16 protein-coding genes are annotated in these 15,893 nt (G+C 62.1%); 9 read left to right on the top strand and 7 right to left on the bottom strand.

The window, feature by feature from the left end; genetic code table 11:
• Positions 1–30 precede the first annotated feature (30 nt).
• From BUC04_RS15705 to BUC04_RS15685, 5 genes are all read left to right on the top strand, one after another.
• Positions 31–612 carry a hypothetical protein gene (locus BUC04_RS15705; protein ID WP_067664921.1) on the top strand — a complete coding sequence of 194 codons (582 nt, stop codon included), beginning with the start codon at positions 31–33 and terminating at the stop codon, positions 610–612.
• Positions 609–1,391, top strand: a complete 783-nt coding sequence (locus BUC04_RS15700) for a TatD family hydrolase (protein ID WP_067664923.1) — start codon at positions 609–611, stop codon at positions 1,389–1,391. Before BUC04_RS15705 ends, BUC04_RS15700 begins: the two co-directional genes overlap by 4 nt.
• Before the next feature lie 82 nt (positions 1,392–1,473).
• Entirely contained in the window at positions 1,474–2,478 is a 1,005-nt protein-coding gene (gene hemB, locus BUC04_RS15695) for a porphobilinogen synthase (RefSeq protein ID WP_268762539.1), read from the top strand.
• Between the two features lie 109 nt (positions 2,479–2,587).
• Positions 2,588–3,142, top strand: coding sequence for a thioredoxin family protein (locus tag BUC04_RS15690; protein ID WP_067664927.1), 555 nt, complete (start codon positions 2,588–2,590; stop codon positions 3,140–3,142).
• Between the two features lie 276 nt (positions 3,143–3,418).
• Positions 3,419–3,772: a DUF3718 domain-containing protein gene (locus BUC04_RS15685; RefSeq protein WP_067664931.1), complete on the top strand. Its 354-nt coding sequence runs from the start codon at positions 3,419–3,421 to the stop codon at positions 3,770–3,772.
• Between the two features lie 56 nt (positions 3,773–3,828).
• On the opposite strand, the gene BUC04_RS15680 is transcribed toward BUC04_RS15685, so the two are convergent.
• The 4 genes from BUC04_RS15680 to rhlB all read right to left on the bottom strand — a co-directional run bounded on the left by BUC04_RS15680 (position 3,829) and on the right by rhlB (position 9,010).
• Positions 3,829–5,163, bottom strand: coding sequence for a CoA-disulfide reductase (locus BUC04_RS15680; protein WP_067664933.1), 1,335 nt, complete (start codon positions 5,161–5,163; stop codon positions 3,829–3,831).
• 72 nt (positions 5,164–5,235) lie between these two features.
• Entirely contained in the window at positions 5,236–6,642 is a 1,407-nt protein-coding gene (locus tag BUC04_RS15675; RefSeq protein ID WP_067664935.1) for an L-cystine transporter, read from the bottom strand.
• Between the two features lie 165 nt (positions 6,643–6,807).
• Complete coding sequence (locus tag BUC04_RS15670; protein ID WP_067664937.1) at positions 6,808–7,761, bottom strand: Ppx/GppA phosphatase family protein; 954 nt, start codon at positions 7,759–7,761, stop codon at positions 6,808–6,810.
• Positions 7,733–9,010 (bottom strand): ATP-dependent RNA helicase RhlB, encoded by a 1,278-nt coding sequence (gene rhlB, locus BUC04_RS15665; RefSeq protein ID WP_067664940.1) that lies wholly within the window; start codon positions 9,008–9,010, stop codon positions 7,733–7,735. Before rhlB ends, BUC04_RS15670 begins: the two co-directional genes overlap by 29 nt.
• A 167-nt stretch (positions 9,011–9,177) precedes the next feature.
• On the opposite strand from rhlB, the gene trxA reads away from it, so the two are divergent.
• Both trxA and rho read left to right on the top strand, forming a co-directional pair.
• Positions 9,178–9,504, top strand: a complete 327-nt coding sequence (trxA, locus tag BUC04_RS15660) for a thioredoxin TrxA (RefSeq protein WP_067664944.1) — start codon at positions 9,178–9,180, stop codon at positions 9,502–9,504.
• 205 nt (positions 9,505–9,709) lie between these two features.
• Positions 9,710–10,978 (top strand): transcription termination factor Rho, encoded by a 1,269-nt coding sequence (rho, locus tag BUC04_RS15655; RefSeq protein WP_067664947.1) that lies wholly within the window; start codon positions 9,710–9,712, stop codon positions 10,976–10,978.
• Between the two features lie 64 nt (positions 10,979–11,042).
• Here the strand turns inward: rho and traF are convergent, their stop codons facing one another.
• Together traF and BUC04_RS15645 are read right to left on the bottom strand one after the other, a co-directional pair.
• On the bottom strand, positions 11,043–12,212 hold the full coding sequence (gene traF, locus BUC04_RS15650) for a conjugal transfer protein TraF (protein ID WP_067664950.1): 1,170 nt from the start codon (positions 12,210–12,212) through the stop codon (positions 11,043–11,045).
• 261 nt (positions 12,213–12,473) lie between these two features.
• Entirely contained in the window at positions 12,474–12,887 is a 414-nt protein-coding gene (locus BUC04_RS15645) for a hypothetical protein (RefSeq protein ID WP_067664953.1), read from the bottom strand.
• 159 nt (positions 12,888–13,046) lie between these two features.
• Here BUC04_RS15645 and ubiD point away from each other — a divergent pair, with 159 nt between their 5' ends.
• The gene (gene ubiD, locus BUC04_RS15640) at positions 13,047–14,519 is read left to right on the top strand and encodes a 4-hydroxy-3-polyprenylbenzoate decarboxylase (protein WP_067664956.1); all 1,473 of its coding nucleotides are present in this window, start codon (positions 13,047–13,049) and stop codon (positions 14,517–14,519) included.
• A 17-nt stretch (positions 14,520–14,536) separates the two neighbouring features.
• Positions 14,537–15,229, top strand: coding sequence for an NAD(P)H-flavin reductase (gene fre, locus BUC04_RS15635; RefSeq protein WP_067664959.1), 693 nt, complete (start codon positions 14,537–14,539; stop codon positions 15,227–15,229).
• 44 nt (positions 15,230–15,273) lie between these two features.
• Here the strand turns inward: fre and BUC04_RS15630 are convergent, their stop codons facing one another.
• Complete coding sequence (locus BUC04_RS15630) at positions 15,274–15,756, bottom strand: hypothetical protein (RefSeq protein WP_067664962.1); 483 nt, start codon at positions 15,754–15,756, stop codon at positions 15,274–15,276.
• Positions 15,757–15,893: the final 137 nt, after the last annotated feature.

Here is a 15,893-nt window from a genome sequence, read left to right as displayed (position 1 = left end):
GCCTTGGGCTGGTCAGCCCAAGGAGGGATTATGCGTCGTACCCCATTATTACTAGCGCCACTGCTGCTCAGCAGTGGCGCTTTTGCCACCACCTTCGGCTGCGCCGAGCAGACCGATCCCAAGGCCCGTCTGGCCTGCTATGACCAGATCGCGTCCGCCATCAGCCAGTGCCAGGCCCAGCAGGACCAACTCGACCGGCTGCTCTGCTTTGACAGCATTACCCAGGTCAGCGGCACGCCGGACAGCACCCCCAAGGCCCAATCCATCCAGCCCGAGCCGGACCCGGCAGCACCAGCGGCCGTTGCTGTCGCGCCGGTAGCCCCGGTGAGCCCGGCCCCTCAGGCCAGCCCGCAGACCGAATTTGGCTTCGAGGCCCAGGCGGTCGACCACACCCCCGACGCCATCAGTGCCCGGGTGGCGGAAGTCAGCACCGATCCCTACGGCAAATGGACCGTCACCCTGGATAACGGCCAGCGCTGGCGCCAGACCGAGTCCAAGCGCTTCCGCCTCAAGGCCGATCAGGAGGTGGTGATCAGCAAAGGCTCGCTCGGCTCCTTTATGCTCAAGCGTGAGGGCAGCAACAGCAGCACCCGGGTCAAACGGGTCCAATGAGCCTCACTGACATTGCGGTTAACCTGGCCGGGCCTCGCTTCGATCGCGACCGTGACGAGGTGATCCACCGGGCCCGCGCCGCCGGAGTGAACCGTCAGTTGTTGATCGGCAGCGATCTGGCGGAGTCCGAGCAATGCCTGACCCTGGCTCAGCAGTGGGATGGCCTGTTCAGCACCGCCGGGGTCCACCCCCACCATGCCAGTGAGTGGGACGAGCAGAGCGCAGCCCAGCTGCGGCCACTACTGGCCCAGCCCCAGGTGATCGCCGTCGGCGAGTGTGGCCTGGACTACAACCGCAACTACTCGCCCCCGGCGGCCCAGCGCAACGCCTTCGCCGCCCAGTTAGCCCTGGCGGCAGAGCTGGGGATGCCGGTGCTGCTGCACTGCCGCGAGGCCTACCAGGATTTTCTGCCGATGCTGGCCGAGGTGCGCGATGCCCTGCCTGGGGCAGTACTGCACTGCTTCACCGGCAACGCCGACGAGCTGGCCGGCGCCCTGGCGCTGGACCTGCACATCGGCATCACCGGCTGGGTCTGCGATGAGCGTCGCGGCACCGAGCTGCGCCAACTGGTGACCCAGATCCCCCCCCACCGCCTGCTGCTGGAAACCGACGCCCCCTACCTGCTGCCTCGCGACCTAAAGCCTAAGCCAAAAAGCAGCCGCAACGAGCCAGCCTACCTGCCCCACATTGCCCGTGTTGTCGCCGAGCTGCGCGATGAACCCTATGAGGCCTTGTGTCGCCAATGCGAAATCAACGTCAACCAACTGTTTCCTTTGTGAGCCAGCGCGTTTTACAGAAACCGCATTTTGCTAATATGAAGCGCAACTGCCGTTGCAGATCCGTATCAACAAGGAGTCCACTGTGAGTTCAGGAGCCTTTCCTCGCCGCCGTATGCGCCGACTGCGCAAACACGATTTTTCCCGCCGCCTGGTTTCTGAGAACCAGCTCAGCGCCGCCGATCTGATCTACCCGGTGTTCGTGCTGGAGGGCAATGCCCGCCGTGAGGCAGTGCCCTCCATGCCCGGCGTAGAGCGCCTCTCCATCGACCTGCTGCTGGAAGAAGCCGCCGAGCTGGTGGCCCTGGGCGTACCGGCCCTGGCGCTGTTCCCGGTGACCCCGTCCGAGCTGAAGTCGCTGGAGGCTGAAGAGGCCTACAACCCGGAAGGCCTGGCCCAGAAAGCGGTACGTGCCCTCAAGGACGCCTTCCCACAGCTGGGGGTGATGACCGACGTGGCACTGGACCCGTTCACCACCCACGGCCAGGATGGCATCATTGATGACACCGGCTACATCCTCAACGACATCACCACCGAGGTTCTGGTCAAGCAGGCCCTGTCTCACGCCGAGGCCGGTGCCGACATGGTGGCCCCATCCGACATGATGGATGGCCGCATCGGCGCCATCCGTGATGCGCTGGAAGCCGCCGGTCACCACAACACCCAGATCATGGCCTACTCCGCCAAGTACTCCTCCAGCTTCTACGGCCCGTTCCGCGACGCGGTCGGCAGCGCCGGCAACCTGGGCAGTGGCAACAAGCACACCTACCAGATGGACCCGGCCAACACCGATGAGGCGATCCACGAAGTCGCTATGGACATCGAGGAAGGCGCCGACATGGTGATGGTCAAGCCGGGCATGCCCTACCTGGATATCGTTCGCCGGGTGAAGACGGAGCTCAAGGTGCCCACCTTTGCCTACCAGGTCAGTGGTGAGTACGCCATGCTCAAGGCCGCCTCGCAAAACGGCTGGCTGGATGAGCAGAAGGTGGTGCTGGAATCCCTGCTGTGCTTCAAGCGCGCCGGCGCTGACGGCATCTTGACCTACTTTGCCAAGGACGTGGCACGCTGGCTGAAAGACGGCCAGTAAGCCCCTCTTGGCTTCGCCGCCCGGCGCCCCGTTGTGGGATCCTGGCGGCATCTTATTCTGTGTGAAGCGGTCATACTGCGCTAAACACTGTGTGTGATTAGGAGTAATAATGAAAAAGGCCCTGTTGGCGGCGGTCATCGCCCCCCTCTTTATGATGCCGGCCCACGCCGACGAAGAGAGCAAAGGCGGCTGCGGCTTTGAAGACAACGCGCAAGGTGGCCTGTTCGCCACCTGCGACCAGCAAGAGGAAAAGAAGGAAGTGATCCTGACCGGTGAACTGGGCTTCGACGATCTGCGTCAACAGCCCGGCTACGACGACAACTTTGCCAGCTACCAGCCGGATGCCACCCTGGTGGCGGCGCTGCAGAAGATCACCACCCCCACCGAGCTGGTGGTGATTGTCGGTACCTGGTGCCCAGACTGCCACCGCGAAACCCCGCGCCTGGCCAAGATCCTGGAGCAGGCCAACAACCCGCACATCAGCGTGAAGTACATCGGCATCGATCGCAGCCGCACCGATCCGGAAGGCCTGGCTGCTGCCTACGACTTCCAGCGCATCCCCACCGTGCTGGTGCACCAGGGCGGTGAAGAGGTGGGTCGCATCGTCGAATCCCCCGAGGTGACCCTGGAGCACGATCTGTTCAAGATCCTCCACGCCCGCTGATTTTCAGCCGGCAATCGACAGAAAAAACACGCCCTCGGGCGTGTTTTTTTGTGGCTGGCCCAGCACGAAAATATGTCGAACTGTTTCCGGCTGTGACTGCATATGTATGTCAATCTGGTCACATTTCACTCAACCCCATGAATTGCGGGCTCTCCCGGCAATCGCACCGCTTTGGTGCCTCGCAGCTGGTTACATCCACACATACCCCGCTAACAGCTTCCTGGCGCAGACCCTCCATGCTTGATGGGCATCGACTCACTGACCGAGGAACGCCCCATGAAAACCCTGCTGCTCGCCTCTGCCGTACTGATGACCACCACCGTTGGCGCCACCGAATTTGTTGCCGCTGACAACAGCCGTGAAACCAAGCTGTGCATGGCCGCGGCCACCGCCAACACCCTGCAGATGAACGTCGCCATCGACCGCTCCGGCTACAAGCTGCAGAGCATCGCCCGCGGTATCGCCTGCAACGATGAGCCGATCAACTTCTTCGCGGCACGCTACAACGACGACCAGCGGGTGGTGGATCGCCTCAACCGCCACAGCCGGACCAAGGCCAAGGTGAACATCACCGATCTGGCCCGCAACGAGAACAAAACCATCATCATCGGTGGCAGCGCCGTTCAATAATCTGTTTGTTTCACAAAAAAGCCGGGGACATGGCCCCCGGCTTTTTGCGTTCTATCTTACTTTGCGACGTTGCCCGCCACGTTCAAGGCGTCCCAGGTTCGCGCAAACGGCGGCGCGTAACAGAGATCCAGCATACCCAGCTGCTCGGTGGTCATCTCCCCCTGGATGGCCGCCGCCAAGGTGTCCACCCGCAGCACCGCACCGCTGCCGCCCACCAGCTGTCCCCCCAGGATCCGCTTGCTGTCGCCGTCGTACACCAGCTTGACCAGGATGTCCGCCTGGTCCGGCACGTAGTTGGTGGTGTTCTTGTCGCGGATCACCACGGTCTTGACCGCCCAGCCCAGCTGCTGAGCCTCCCGCTCGCTGATGCCGGTGCGCCCCGCTTCGATCCCCATCACCTTGACCGCAGCGCTGCCCAGGGTGCCGGCAAAGCGCTTGTTGGCACCGGTGAGGTTCTCGCCGATCATCCGGCCCAGCTTGTTGGCAGTGGTGGCCAACGGGATGTAGACATCCTGCTGGCGCACCCGATGAGGTACGGTAGCGCAATCGCCGGCGGCATAAACCTGCTCCAGACTGGTACGGCCCTGGTCGTCGATCACCAGGGCGCCGTTGGCCAGGGTTCGGATACCGGTGTCCGCCAGGAAGTCGGTATTGGGTTTCACCCCGGTGGCCACCACGACCAGATCCGCCGGGTAGCGGCCCTGATCGGTCACAACCTCGGTCACCCCATCCTCACCCACCAACTCGGTCACCGCTTCGGCTAGGTGCACGGCGATCCCCTGGCGGGCCAGCTCGGCCTGCACCTGCTCGGAGATCTCCGCATCGAAGGATTCCGCCAGCACCCGGTCCGCCAGCTCAATCAGTCGCACCCGCTTGCCCTGCTTGTGCATCGCTTCGACCACTTCAAGGCCGATGTAACCGGCACCGATCACCACCACCTCCTGGATCCGGGGCTTAGCCACCCAGTCCCGCAGCGCCAGGCCATCGGCCATGGTCTTGAGGAAGTAGACCCGCTCCTTGTCCAGCCCGGCAATGGGGGGGCGTACCACCGAGGCGCCGGTGGCGATCATCAATCGGTCGTACTCAAGCTCGAACTGCTCGTCGCTGGCCAGCACCCGCACCCTAACCCGCTGGGCTTCGGCGTCGACCCGCTCGACCCGGTGGCCGGTGCGCAGATCAATGCCACTGGCCTGGAACTGCTCGACGCTGCGCTCCGCCATGTAGCCGGGCTCATCAAAGAAGCCGCCAACAAAATAGGGCAGGCCACAGGCACCAAAGGAGACGATCTCGCTCTGCTCCAACACGGTGATCTGAGCCTCTGGGGCCAGGCGGCGGGCCTTGGCAGCGGCGCTCATGCCGGCGGCCTCGGCACCGATGATCAGGATCTTCATAGCTTGCTCTTCTCAGTCATCTGTTCAACAAAACGGGCCGCAAGGTGCGGCCCGGCATTCGTTCGGTGCGGCTCAGGACACCGACTCCATATCCAGCTCCAGCTCCTGCTGGCTTTCGTACACCGCCATATCGGTCTGGCCCAGCACCCGGCTGGTGACAAAGCCCGAGGTGATGGCGCCGTTGACGTTCAGCGCGGTGCGGCCCATGTCGATCAGCGGCTCAATGGAGATCAGCAGGCCAATCAGGGCGATAGCCTCATTGGGCAGGCCCAGGGCAGAGAACACGATCAGGGCGGCAAAGGTGGCACCGCCACCCACGCCGGCCACCCCGAAGGAGCCCACCACGATCACCGCGATCAGGGTAGCGAAGAACTCCAGGCTCATCACATCCAGGCCGATCACCGGCGCTACCATCACCACCAGCATGGCGGGGTAGATCCCGGCGCAACCGTTCTGGCCAATGGTGGCCCCAAAGGAGGCGGCAAAGTTGGCCACGCCATCCGGTACCCCCAGCTGACGGGTCTGGGTCTGTACCGTCAGCGGAATGGTGGCGGCGCTGGAGCGACTGGTGAAGGCGAAGGTCAGCACCGGCCACACCTTCTTGACGTAGGTCCAGGGGTTGCCGCCGGCCAGGGTCACCAGCACCAGGTGGACCAGGAACATCAGCATCAAGGCAACATAGGAGGCCAGCACAAAGTTGAACAGGTTGAGGATGTCGCTGAAGTTGGAGGAGGCCAGTACCTTGGTCATCAGCGCCAGTACCCCATAGGGGGTCAGACGCAGCACCAGGGTAACGATGCGCATCACGATGGCGTAGGCCACCTGCATAAAGCTGTCGAACTTGGCCGCCAGCTCCGGCTGCTTCTTGTTGACCCCCAGGGCGGCGACCCCAATAAAGGCGGAGAAGATCACCACCGAGATGATCGAGGTATCGCGGGCACCGGTCATGTCCAGGAAGGGGTTGGCCGGGATCACGTCCACCAGGGTCTTGGCGATGGAGATCCCCTGGGCGGTGTTCTCACGGGCCAGCAGATCCGCCGCCCGCTGCGCCTCTCGGCCCCCTTCCACCAGGCCCTCGGCGGTCAGGCCGAACAGGTGGGCCACGGCGAAGCCGATAAAGCCGGCGATGGCCACGGTGCCCAGCAGCACACCGATGGTCAGGGCGCTGATCTTACCCAGCGACTCGCCGTCCTTGAGCTTGAGGATGGCGCTGATGATCGACACCATCACCAGCGGCACGATGATCATCCGCAGCAACTGCACATAGCCGCGGCCGGCGATGTCGAAGTACTCGATGGAGCCGGCGATGGTGGCCGAACCCGCGCCGTAGATCCATTGCAGCAGGGCGCCGTAGGCCACACCCAGGCCCAGGGCCACAAACACCCGGCGGGTAAACTTCACGTGATCACGCTGCATCTTGTAGAGCAGGGCGAACAGCGCCAACATCACGAGTACGTTGGCAAGGACAAAGAGATCCATAGAGCAAACACCTTCAAACCGGGTTCCCCGGCGTCATCGTAGTAGGAAGCGTTATCGGAGCCGAGTCCATTAGCGTATCGCGCTCCGTGAACTCAGACGCGCAGGATAACCAAAGGATGCACCGCCCTATATTCCCAAATGGAATAAGAAATCTATTTAGGGTTATTAGTAGGCGGATTGCAGAGCGCGCCAACGACGATCCAATGCCACCAGCACCCCCTCGCGCAGCGCCCCGCCAGCCAGATGCAGTTGGTTCAGGCCAAGCTGTAGGAACAGGGCCTGGAGGATGGCCACGCCGGCGGCAAAGGTGGGAACGCGTTCAGGATCAAGACCCGGCAGGGCAGCGTCACCGCGCTGGATAAGCTCCGCCGAAACCCGTTGCAGATAGGCTAAATCGATGGAGGCAATCGGCTCAGCGCGCTGCTCAGCCAACTCGAACAGGCTGCGCACGGTGCCGGACACCCCCAGCACCTGCTGCCAGTTGAGCCCTTGCAGCTCGGTCTGCAGCGGCGCCAGTGCCTCAGCGACCGCCTGCTCTGCCTGGCGGAAACCCTCGGCGGTCACCCCGGTGGCGAAATAGCGGTGGCTATAGAGCACCGCGCCCAGCGGCAGCGAGTGCTTGAAGTCGATCTGCTGCTCCCCCACCACCAGCTCGGTACTGGCGCCGCCGATATCGATCATCATCGCCGCGCCGGGTGTCTGGGTGGTGGCTCGCATGCCGTGGAAGATGTACTCCGCCTCCTGCTCGCCGCTGATCACCTCGATGGGGTGGCCAAGCAGTGGCAGTGCCTGGGCACAGAACGCCTCGCTGTCACTGGCCTGGCGCAGCGCCGCGGTGGCATAGACCACCACCTGCTGGGGCTGATAATGGGATAGGATCTCACCGAACCAGGCCAGGCAGTCCAACCCGCTTTGACGGGCGTGAGGGGCCAGGGGCTGACCGGCGGTCAAGCCGTCCGCCAGGCGGACCTTGCGCTTGAACTTGGCCAGGATGGCAGGCATGGGCTGACCCGGTTGGGCCAGCAACATGTTGAAGCTATTGGAGCCGAGCGTGATGGCGGCCAGCAGCGGGCCGCCATGCGCTGGAAGGTCAGCCGTTGCGACGCTGGCGCCCGCCACGGGAGCCTCCCTGGCGATCGCCACGGCCAGAGCCGGGGCGGCGATTGCGGCTATGGGGACGCTTGGGACGACGCAGGTCGGTCAGCAGGGCATCGGGGTCGTAGTTGGTCACCGGGATGCTGTGACCGATGTACTCCTCGATGGCCGGCAGGTTGAGGGCATACTGCTCACAGGCAAAGCTGATGGAGCTGCCGGTGGCGCCAGCACGGCCGGTCCGGCCGATGCGGTGCACGTAGTCTTCGCAATCGTCCGGCAGGTCGTAGTTGAATACGTGGCTGACGTCAGCGATGTGCAGGCCGCGGGCCGCCACATCGGTGGCCACCAGGAAGTCGATCTCACCCTGCTTAAACAGCTCCAGGATCTTCAGACGCTTCTTCTGCGGCACGTCGCCGGTCAGCAGACCAACCCGGTGACCGTCTGCTTCCATCCAGGCGTGGATATCTTCGCAGCGGTGCTTGGTGTTGGCGAAGACGATCGCCTTGTCCGGCCATTCCTCTTCCAGCAGGGTCAGCAGCAGCGGCATCTTGTCACGGTTGGAGGGGTAGAACAGCTCCTCCTTAACCCGCTCAGCGGTCTTGCGCTCCGGCTCGATCTGGATGTGCTCCGGCTCGTTCATGTGCTCGTAGGCCAGCTCACGCACCTTGAAGGAGAGGGTGGCAGAGAACAGCATGTTGCGACGCTCGGCCGGGGCCGGCATGCGACGGAACAGGTAGCGGATGTCCTTGATAAAGCCCATGTCGAACATGCGATCCGCTTCGTCCAGCACCATCACCTGGATACCGTCCAGGCGGTAGACGCCCTGCTTGAGGTAGTCGATCAGGCGGCCGGTGGTGCCGATCAGGATGTCGACACCGGCGGCGATGTTCTCGCGCTGGCTCTCGTAGCCTTCACCACCGTAGGCCAGCCCCAGCTTAAGGCCGGTGGCCTCAGCCAGCGGCTCCGCGTCCTTGGCGATCTGAATCGCCAGCTCGCGGGTCGGGGCCATGATCAGCGCACGGGGATTGTTGCCTTCTACCGCTGCCGGCTCACGGCTGAGCAGCTCATGGAAGGTGGCCACCAGAAAAGCCAGGGTTTTGCCGGTTCCGGTCTGCGCCTGGCCGGCAATGTCCTTGCCGCCAAGAACGATCGGCAAAGTCAACGCCTGGATCGGCGTACAATGGGTGAATCCACTGCCTTTCAAGGCTTCCACAACAGAAGCGGCTAACGGGAATTCGGCGAATTTTTTCTCAGTAAGATGGGTCTTTGTCATAACGGTTGCAGCATATCGGATGCGCTTGCTATTGGGAACCAATACGAGTCAAATAATCGCCAGATTCCCAATTCGATGAGTGGGCTTGAAACCGGTCTGCTCCGTGCCCATATAGCAGTTAACCTGTCGCCAACGCATGAGGCGACTCGAAATGAATGGAGTAAAGAATGAGCGACAAGATTATTACCCTGTCCGATGACAGCTTTGAAGCCGACGTATTGAAGTCTGACAAGCCGGTGTTGGTGGATTTCTGGGCCGAGTGGTGTGGCCCTTGTAAGATGATCGCCCCGGTACTGGACGAGCTGGCCAACGAGTACGATGGCCAGATCACCATCGGTAAGATGAACGTGGACCAGAACAGCGCCACCCCGGCCCAGTTCGGCATCCGCGGTATCCCGACTCTGCTGCTGTTCAAAGGCGGCGAACTGGCCGGTTCCAAGGTCGGTGCAGCCTCCAAGACCCAGCTCAAAGAGTTCATCGACGCCAACCTGTAATCCCCAGGCCTGGCGCACAGTACGGCGGGGATCACCCCGCCGGCTTTCCCCAAAGAAACCGCTGGACGCTCCTTTTCTTTGGTGCTAACTTCATAACCAGTACATTTCTCGGCCTTTATGGCCCTACTCTCCCTAAACCTTCACAGTGACAGTGAAACGTCGGCGCCCTTCTAATGCGCGCACAAACGATCAAAAAGACCCACCTATGAATCTTACCGAACTGAAGCAGAAGCCGGTTTCTGAACTGGTTGCCCTCGCTGAATCCATGGGCCTGGAAAACCTCGCCCGCGCCCGTAAACAAGATATCCTGTTTGCCATCCTCAAAGCCCACGCCAAAAGCGGCGAGGACATCTTCGGCGATGGCGTCTTGGAGATCCTGCAGGATGGCTTTGGTTTTCTGCGCAGTGCGGATTCTTCCTACCTGGCGGGTCCGGACGACATCTACGTGTCGCCGAGCCAGATCCGACGCTTCAACCTGCGCACCGGTGACACCATTGCCGGTAAGATCCGTCCGCCCAAGGACGGTGAGCGCTACTTCGCCCTGCTGAAGGTGAACGAGGTCAACTACGACCGTCCGGAGAACTCCCGTAACAAGATCCTGTTCGAGAACCTGACCCCGCTGCACGCCAACGATCGGCTGCGGATGGAGCGCGGTAACGGTTCCACCGAGGACATCACCGCCCGGGTTCTGGATCTGGCCAGCCCCATTGGTAAAGGTCAGCGTGGCCTGATCGTGGCCCCGCCGAAGGCCGGTAAAACCCTGCTGCTGCAAAACATCGCCCAGTCCATTGCCTACAACCACCCCGAGTGTGAGCTGATGGTGCTGCTGATCGATGAGCGTCCGGAAGAGGTGACCGAGATGCAGCGCCTGGTGAAGGGCGAAGTGGTCGCTTCCACCTTCGACGAGCCGGCTTCCCGTCACGTCCAGGTCGCCGAGATGGTGATCGAGAAGGCCAAGCGCCTGGTGGAGCATAAGAAGGACGTAGTGATCCTGCTGGACTCCATCACCCGTCTGGCCCGCGCCTACAACACCGTGATCCCGAGCTCCGGCAAGGTACTGACCGGTGGTGTCGACGCCAACGCCCTGCACCGTCCCAAGCGCTTCTTCGGTGCGGCCCGTAACGTCGAAGAGGGTGGCAGCCTGACCATCATCGCCACCGCCCTGATCGACACCGGCTCCAAGATGGACGAGGTGATCTACGAAGAGTTCAAGGGCACCGGTAACATGGAACTGCACCTGTCTCGTAAGATCGCTGAACGTCGCGTATTCCCTGCCATCGACTTCAACCGCTCCGGCACCCGCCGTGAAGAGCTGCTGGCCGGCAGCGAAGAGCTGCAGAAGATGTGGATCCTGCGCAAGATCCTCAACCCCATGCAGGAGGTTGAGGCGATGGAGTTCCTCATCGACAAGCTGGCGATGACCAAGACCAACGACGAGTTCTTCGACGCCATGAAGCGCGCCAAGAGCAAGTAAGGGTCTTAACGGACAACAAAAAACGCCCCGCACTGCGGGGCGTTTTTTTGTCTCTGGCGAACGCTTAGAAGTTCAGGCCCAACTGAACCCGGGCGCCGATCTCATCGTCGTCGCCGAACTCACCGGTCAGATCCAGGTTGATCAGTCGACCGGGGCTGATCCCCAGCCCGACGGTGGCACGATCGCCATGGTTGCTGGCCAGGTCGCTGCGGTAGCCGCCACGCAGCTGGAAGTGACCGGCGAAATCATACTCCAGCCCCAGCTTGGCCCACTGGCTGGGCAGGCGGAACGCCTCAAAAGATTTGTCTTCGATCAGGTCCAGGTCAAAGGCCGCGGTGAAGCCACTGCGCTCAAAGGCTACTGCCGCGACGTAGCTGGGCTTGAGCTCCAGCTTGGCGTTATCGACGTTGGTGACACTGTGGCCCAGCAGGTTGCGACCCACCAGACCAAAGTGCCAATCGCCATGGGACTTATGCAGGCCCAGGTCCAGGTTGAACTGGGTGCTGTCGGTCATGTTCTCGTCCGAGGTGATGTCGTCCTCGTCGAAGTTGGCGGCGGTGGCGCGGTAGAAGTAGCTGTCCAGACGCTGCATCTTCGGCGCAATCCCCACCGAGAAGTCACCGATGTGGGGGGCATTAAACTGGGTGGCAAAGCTCAGAGTCAGCTCCGACACCAGCACCGCGTTGGCATCGACAAAGGACTCCAGGTCATCCTGGTTCAGGTTGCCGTCCACCAGCGATTGCTCAATCACATCGCGGTCAGACTCGACAAAGGTGAACAGGCCTTCGCCGTAGCCGGTGGCACCGAAGGTCAGGGCGAAGCCTACCCGGGTGCTGGGCACATAGAAGCCCAGAGCGGGGGCCACCTCGGCACTGGGTTCGGTGCCGTCCAGGTTCTCCAACTGAGTGATGGCCTGCTGCGCCAGGCGCTCCGCATCGGTGGGGTTGAGGTTGTTGAGGGCGGACTCCAGGTCATCCAGGGTGTCCTGCAATGCGTCCACATCATCGATGGTGTCCTCGTAGTCCCGGCCGATGGCACCGACCCCCAGTCGCGCAGAGAAGCTCTGCCCTTCCTGGAAGCGGGTCAACAACGCGGGGTTGGCATGGGCATTGGTAAAATCACCCGACGCCACGCCGGCGCCTCCCATGGCGCCGATACGGGGATCGGCAAAGGTATTCGCATGCAGCGCAGGAGCCACCGCCAGGGCCACCAGGCCCAGTACTACAGGTTTCATTAACCTCATCCTTGTCAAAGAGTTGCGGGGGTATTGTACGCAAAGGCGACCAAAACTGAATGGGGACTGAATGAGGAAAAACCGATCTTCTTGCGCCGGCGCACGCAATGGAATTCGGACCAAGCCCGGCAACTGGCTGAGCGCAGGTTGCTATGGCCAGTTGGCAAGACAACCGGGGCCCTATCGGCAATAGGGCCCAGCAGGGAATGCCTGACTTAAGGGAAGAGTGAAAGCTGAGCGCGACAGAGCGCTAAGGCTAGGTCAGGGGCAGTCCACCACCAGGTAGCGCTGACTGCCCCAGTCCATCCGGTAGCAGCTGCCCTCCCACCGGTAGAGGGTGCCTTGGTCGGTCTGGATCAAGCGGGCGTTGGCCGGCAGGCTGGAACGGCTGCCCCGCTCCACCTGCTCGCTGGCGATGGTGGTGTCCTGGGGCGGGGCGATTACCCGCACCTCGGGCTCGCGTCTGCGCGGCGGGCGATAACGATCGTAGCGGTAGCGATCAAACCAGGGGTCGTTACGCCAATGATGGCGGTAGCGCCAATCGTAGCCATAGCGCCAATCCCAGCGGCTGCCGTAGCCACTTCGCCAGTAGGGCCCCCAGCCATTGCCATAGCTGACGCTCCAGTGGACATCCCCCAGCATCAACGACGCGCTCAGTAACAGTGCTTCAATCATCCTGCACCCCCGCCTGACTGCTCATTTTTTGAGCCTACGCCAAAGTGTACAGTGGGGCCAGCGTCCCAGGCGACAACTGCGGGGACAAGGGCGACCCCCGTCGTTATAATGGGCCGCGCATTGCGATCGACATCACACTTGGAAAGAGAATCAATCCTAATGAAGTTCCGGGATCTGCGGGAATTTATTACCCACCTCGAAGACGCCGGTGAGCTGAAGCGAGTTACAGCCGAGGTGGATACCCACCTTGAGATGACCGAAATCAGCGACCGGGTACTGCGCAGCGGCGGCCCTGCCCTGCTGTTTGAAAATCCCAAGGGCCACACCATGCCGGTGCTGGCCAACCTGTTCGGTACCCCCAAGCGGGTCGCCATGGCCCTGGGCCACGACGATCCCAAGGCGTTGCGCCAGGTCGGTGAGCTGCTGGCGTTTCTGAAGGAGCCCGAGGTGCCCTCCGGCTTCAAGGACGCCATCGCCAAGGTACCGATGTTCAAGCAGGCGCTGAACATGCCGCCCAAAGAGGTGAAGAAGGCACCCTGTCAGGAGGTGGTGATCCAGGGTGAGGATGTCGATCTGACCCAGCTGCCGATCCAGCACTGCTGGCCCGGCGATGTCGCTCCGCTGGTGACCTGGGGTCTGACCATCACTAAGGGACCGAACAAGAAGCGACAGAACCTGGGGATCTACCGCCAGCAGTTGCTCAACAAGAACCAGCTGATCATGCGCTGGCTGGCCCACCGCGGCGGCGCGCTGGATTACCAGGAGTTCCAGCGCCAGAACCCCGGTGAGCGCTACCCGGTTTCCGTTGCCCTGGGGGCCGATCCGGTCACCATCCTGGGCGCCGTGACGCCGGTGCCGGACGCCATGAGCGAGTACGCCTTTGCCGGCTTGCTGCGGGGCGAGCGCACCGAGGTAGTGAAATCCGTCAGCAACGATCTGCAGGTGCCGGCCACCTGTGAGATGGTGCTGGAGGGCTACCTGGAGCCTGGCCTGGAGGCGGAAGAGGGCCCCTACGGCGACCACACCGGCTACTACAACGAAGTGGAAAGCTTCCCGGTGTTCACCGTTACCCACGTCACCATGCGCAAGGACGCCATCTATCACAGCACCTACACCGGCCGTCCGCCGGATGAACCGGCGATGCTGGGGGTGGCACTGAACGAGGTGTTCGTGCCGATCCTGAAGAAGCAGTACCCGGAGATCGAGGACTTCTATCTGCCGCCGGAGGGCTGCTCCTACCGGATGGCGGTGATCACCATCAAGAAGCAGTACCCGGGCCACGCCAAGCGGGTAATGATGGGGGCCTGGAGCTTCCTGCGCCAGTTTATGTACACCAAGTTCATCATCGTCTGTGACGACGATGTCAACGCCCGCGACTGGAACGACGTGATGTGGGCAATCACCACCCGGATGGACCCCGCCCGGGACACAGTGATGGTGGAGAACACCCCCATCGACTACCTGGACTTCGCCTCTCCGGTGGCCGGTCTGGGCTCGAAGATGGGCATGGACGCCACCAACAAGTGGCCGGGCGAGACCGATCGCGAATGGGGCGAACCCATCGTGATGGACGACGCCATCAAGAGCAAAGTGGACAGCCGCTGGGCTGAATACGGAATAGAAATAGAATAACAAGGACCCAGGCAGACATGAGTCGTACCCTATGCCACGTCGTCTCCGTGACGCCCTTCACCGACAGCGTGTTCCGCGTTCGTTTGGCCCCCAGCATGCCATTGGCGTTTAAGCCGGGCCAGTACCTGACCATCGTCATGAGTGACGAGGACAAGCGCCCCTTCTCCATCGCCTCCGCCCCCCACCAGGGGGAGTTGGAGCTGCACATCGGTGCTGCGGTCAAGGAAGGCTATGCCATGCAGGTGATCGAACGGCTGCAAAGCAGCGAGACCATCGAGATCGAGGCGCCCTTCGGCGAAGCCTATCTGCGCAGCGACAGCCAACGGCCGCGCATCCTGATCGCCGGGGGCACCGGCTTCTCCTACATCCACAGCATGATGGAGTCGCTGCTCGAGCAGAATGACAACCAAACCACCTTCCTCTACTGGGGCAGTCGAGACAGCGCCAGCATGTACGCCCGGGATATTGCCGAGCAGTGGGCCAAGCGCCATCCCAAACTGACCTTTGTGCCCGTCTTTGACGAAGTCGAGGGGGAGCAGCGTCAGGGCACGGTGATCGATGCGGTGTGCGAGGATTTTGTCGGTCTGCACGACTACGACATCTACATAGCTGGCCGCTTCGAGATGGCGGGCGCGGCGCGGGAGCGCTTCCGTGAGCACGGTGTTGACGAGGCTCACCTGTACGGCGATGCCTACGCCTTTATGAAGTAAGCCAAAGGCACCGACTCGGTGCCTTTTTTGCGCCTTTTTACCGCTCAGCGACGCTGCAGAAAGTAGGTCATGAAGCGAGCCCCGTGGGGCTCAAGCGTCATGCTATCCGGATCCATCACCCCATGGATCTCAGTAAAGGGGGGCTCGCCTCCTCGCTCTATCAGACTACCCTGTACCTCGGAATAGTAGGGCATGCCGCTGGGCGCAAACTCGCTGAATACTGTGGCGATACAGCCGGTGCTGTAGCAGTAAACCGACTCCAGTGTGACCTTGTCTTTGTGCTCGTGCAGTGCAAGCTCATCGGCGATGGCCAGCTCCATATCATAAGCCCAGGCCTCATCCCGAGGTTCAGCCATCAGGGCCGCAAAGCGTGCTTCTAACGCCTCAAGTTGCTGTGCCTGCGCCGCAGCCACCCCCGACGCTGGCCCCCCAAATTGTTGCTCCGAGCCAAAGTCCGTCGCCATCGCCGTGCCCGCAACCAAGCTCACACTGAGCGTTAAGGTCCCAAGCGTTACCCATCGAGTCATGTCACCAGCCTCCTTGCTGAAAAGATAACCACTCTATCCTCTCACGGTTGTTGGCATCGCGTCACGCCTGGCCACTGCTCGGACCTGCACAAAAGCAACCGATTCGGTTCCGTTTTTTGTTCCATGCTGTCGCCTTT

Source organism: Ferrimonas marina (genome assembly GCF_900129905.1).
GTDB classification, from domain to species: domain Bacteria; phylum Pseudomonadota; class Gammaproteobacteria; order Enterobacterales; family Shewanellaceae; genus Ferrimonas; species Ferrimonas marina.
Note: the sequence above shows the minus strand (reverse complement) of the source record. Positions and strands in the feature narration are given on the sequence as shown.

What these genes read in the sequence shown, in the direction of transcription:
- BUC04_RS15705 (WP_067664921.1), top strand. Translation starts at nt 31, where the DNA reads ATGCGTCGTACCCCATTATTACTAGCGCCACTGCTGCTCAGCAGTGGC.
- BUC04_RS15700 (WP_067664923.1), top strand. Translation starts at nt 609, where the DNA reads ATGAGCCTCACTGACATTGCGGTTAACCTGGCCGGGCCTCGCTTCGAT.
- BUC04_RS15690 (WP_067664927.1), top strand. Translation starts at nt 2,588, where the DNA reads ATGAAAAAGGCCCTGTTGGCGGCGGTCATCGCCCCCCTCTTTATGATG.
- BUC04_RS15685 (WP_067664931.1), top strand. Translation starts at nt 3,419, where the DNA reads ATGAAAACCCTGCTGCTCGCCTCTGCCGTACTGATGACCACCACCGTT.
- BUC04_RS15680 (WP_067664933.1), bottom strand. Translation starts at nt 5,163, where the DNA reads ATGAAGATCCTGATCATCGGTGCCGAGGCCGCCGGCATGAGCGCCGCT.
- BUC04_RS15675 (WP_067664935.1), bottom strand. Translation starts at nt 6,642, where the DNA reads ATGGATCTCTTTGTCCTTGCCAACGTACTCGTGATGTTGGCGCTGTTC.
- rhlB (WP_067664940.1), bottom strand. Translation starts at nt 9,010, where the DNA reads ATGACAAAGACCCATCTTACTGAGAAAAAATTCGCCGAATTCCCGTTA.
- trxA (WP_067664944.1), top strand. Translation starts at nt 9,178, where the DNA reads ATGAGCGACAAGATTATTACCCTGTCCGATGACAGCTTTGAAGCCGAC.
- rho (WP_067664947.1), top strand. Translation starts at nt 9,710, where the DNA reads ATGAATCTTACCGAACTGAAGCAGAAGCCGGTTTCTGAACTGGTTGCC.
- traF (WP_067664950.1), bottom strand. Translation starts at nt 12,212, where the DNA reads ATGAAACCTGTAGTACTGGGCCTGGTGGCCCTGGCGGTGGCTCCTGCG.
- BUC04_RS15645 (WP_067664953.1), bottom strand. Translation starts at nt 12,887, where the DNA reads ATGATTGAAGCACTGTTACTGAGCGCGTCGTTGATGCTGGGGGATGTC.
- ubiD (WP_067664956.1), top strand. Translation starts at nt 13,047, where the DNA reads ATGAAGTTCCGGGATCTGCGGGAATTTATTACCCACCTCGAAGACGCC.
- fre (WP_067664959.1), top strand. Translation starts at nt 14,537, where the DNA reads ATGAGTCGTACCCTATGCCACGTCGTCTCCGTGACGCCCTTCACCGAC.
- BUC04_RS15630 (WP_067664962.1), bottom strand. Translation starts at nt 15,756, where the DNA reads ATGACTCGATGGGTAACGCTTGGGACCTTAACGCTCAGTGTGAGCTTG.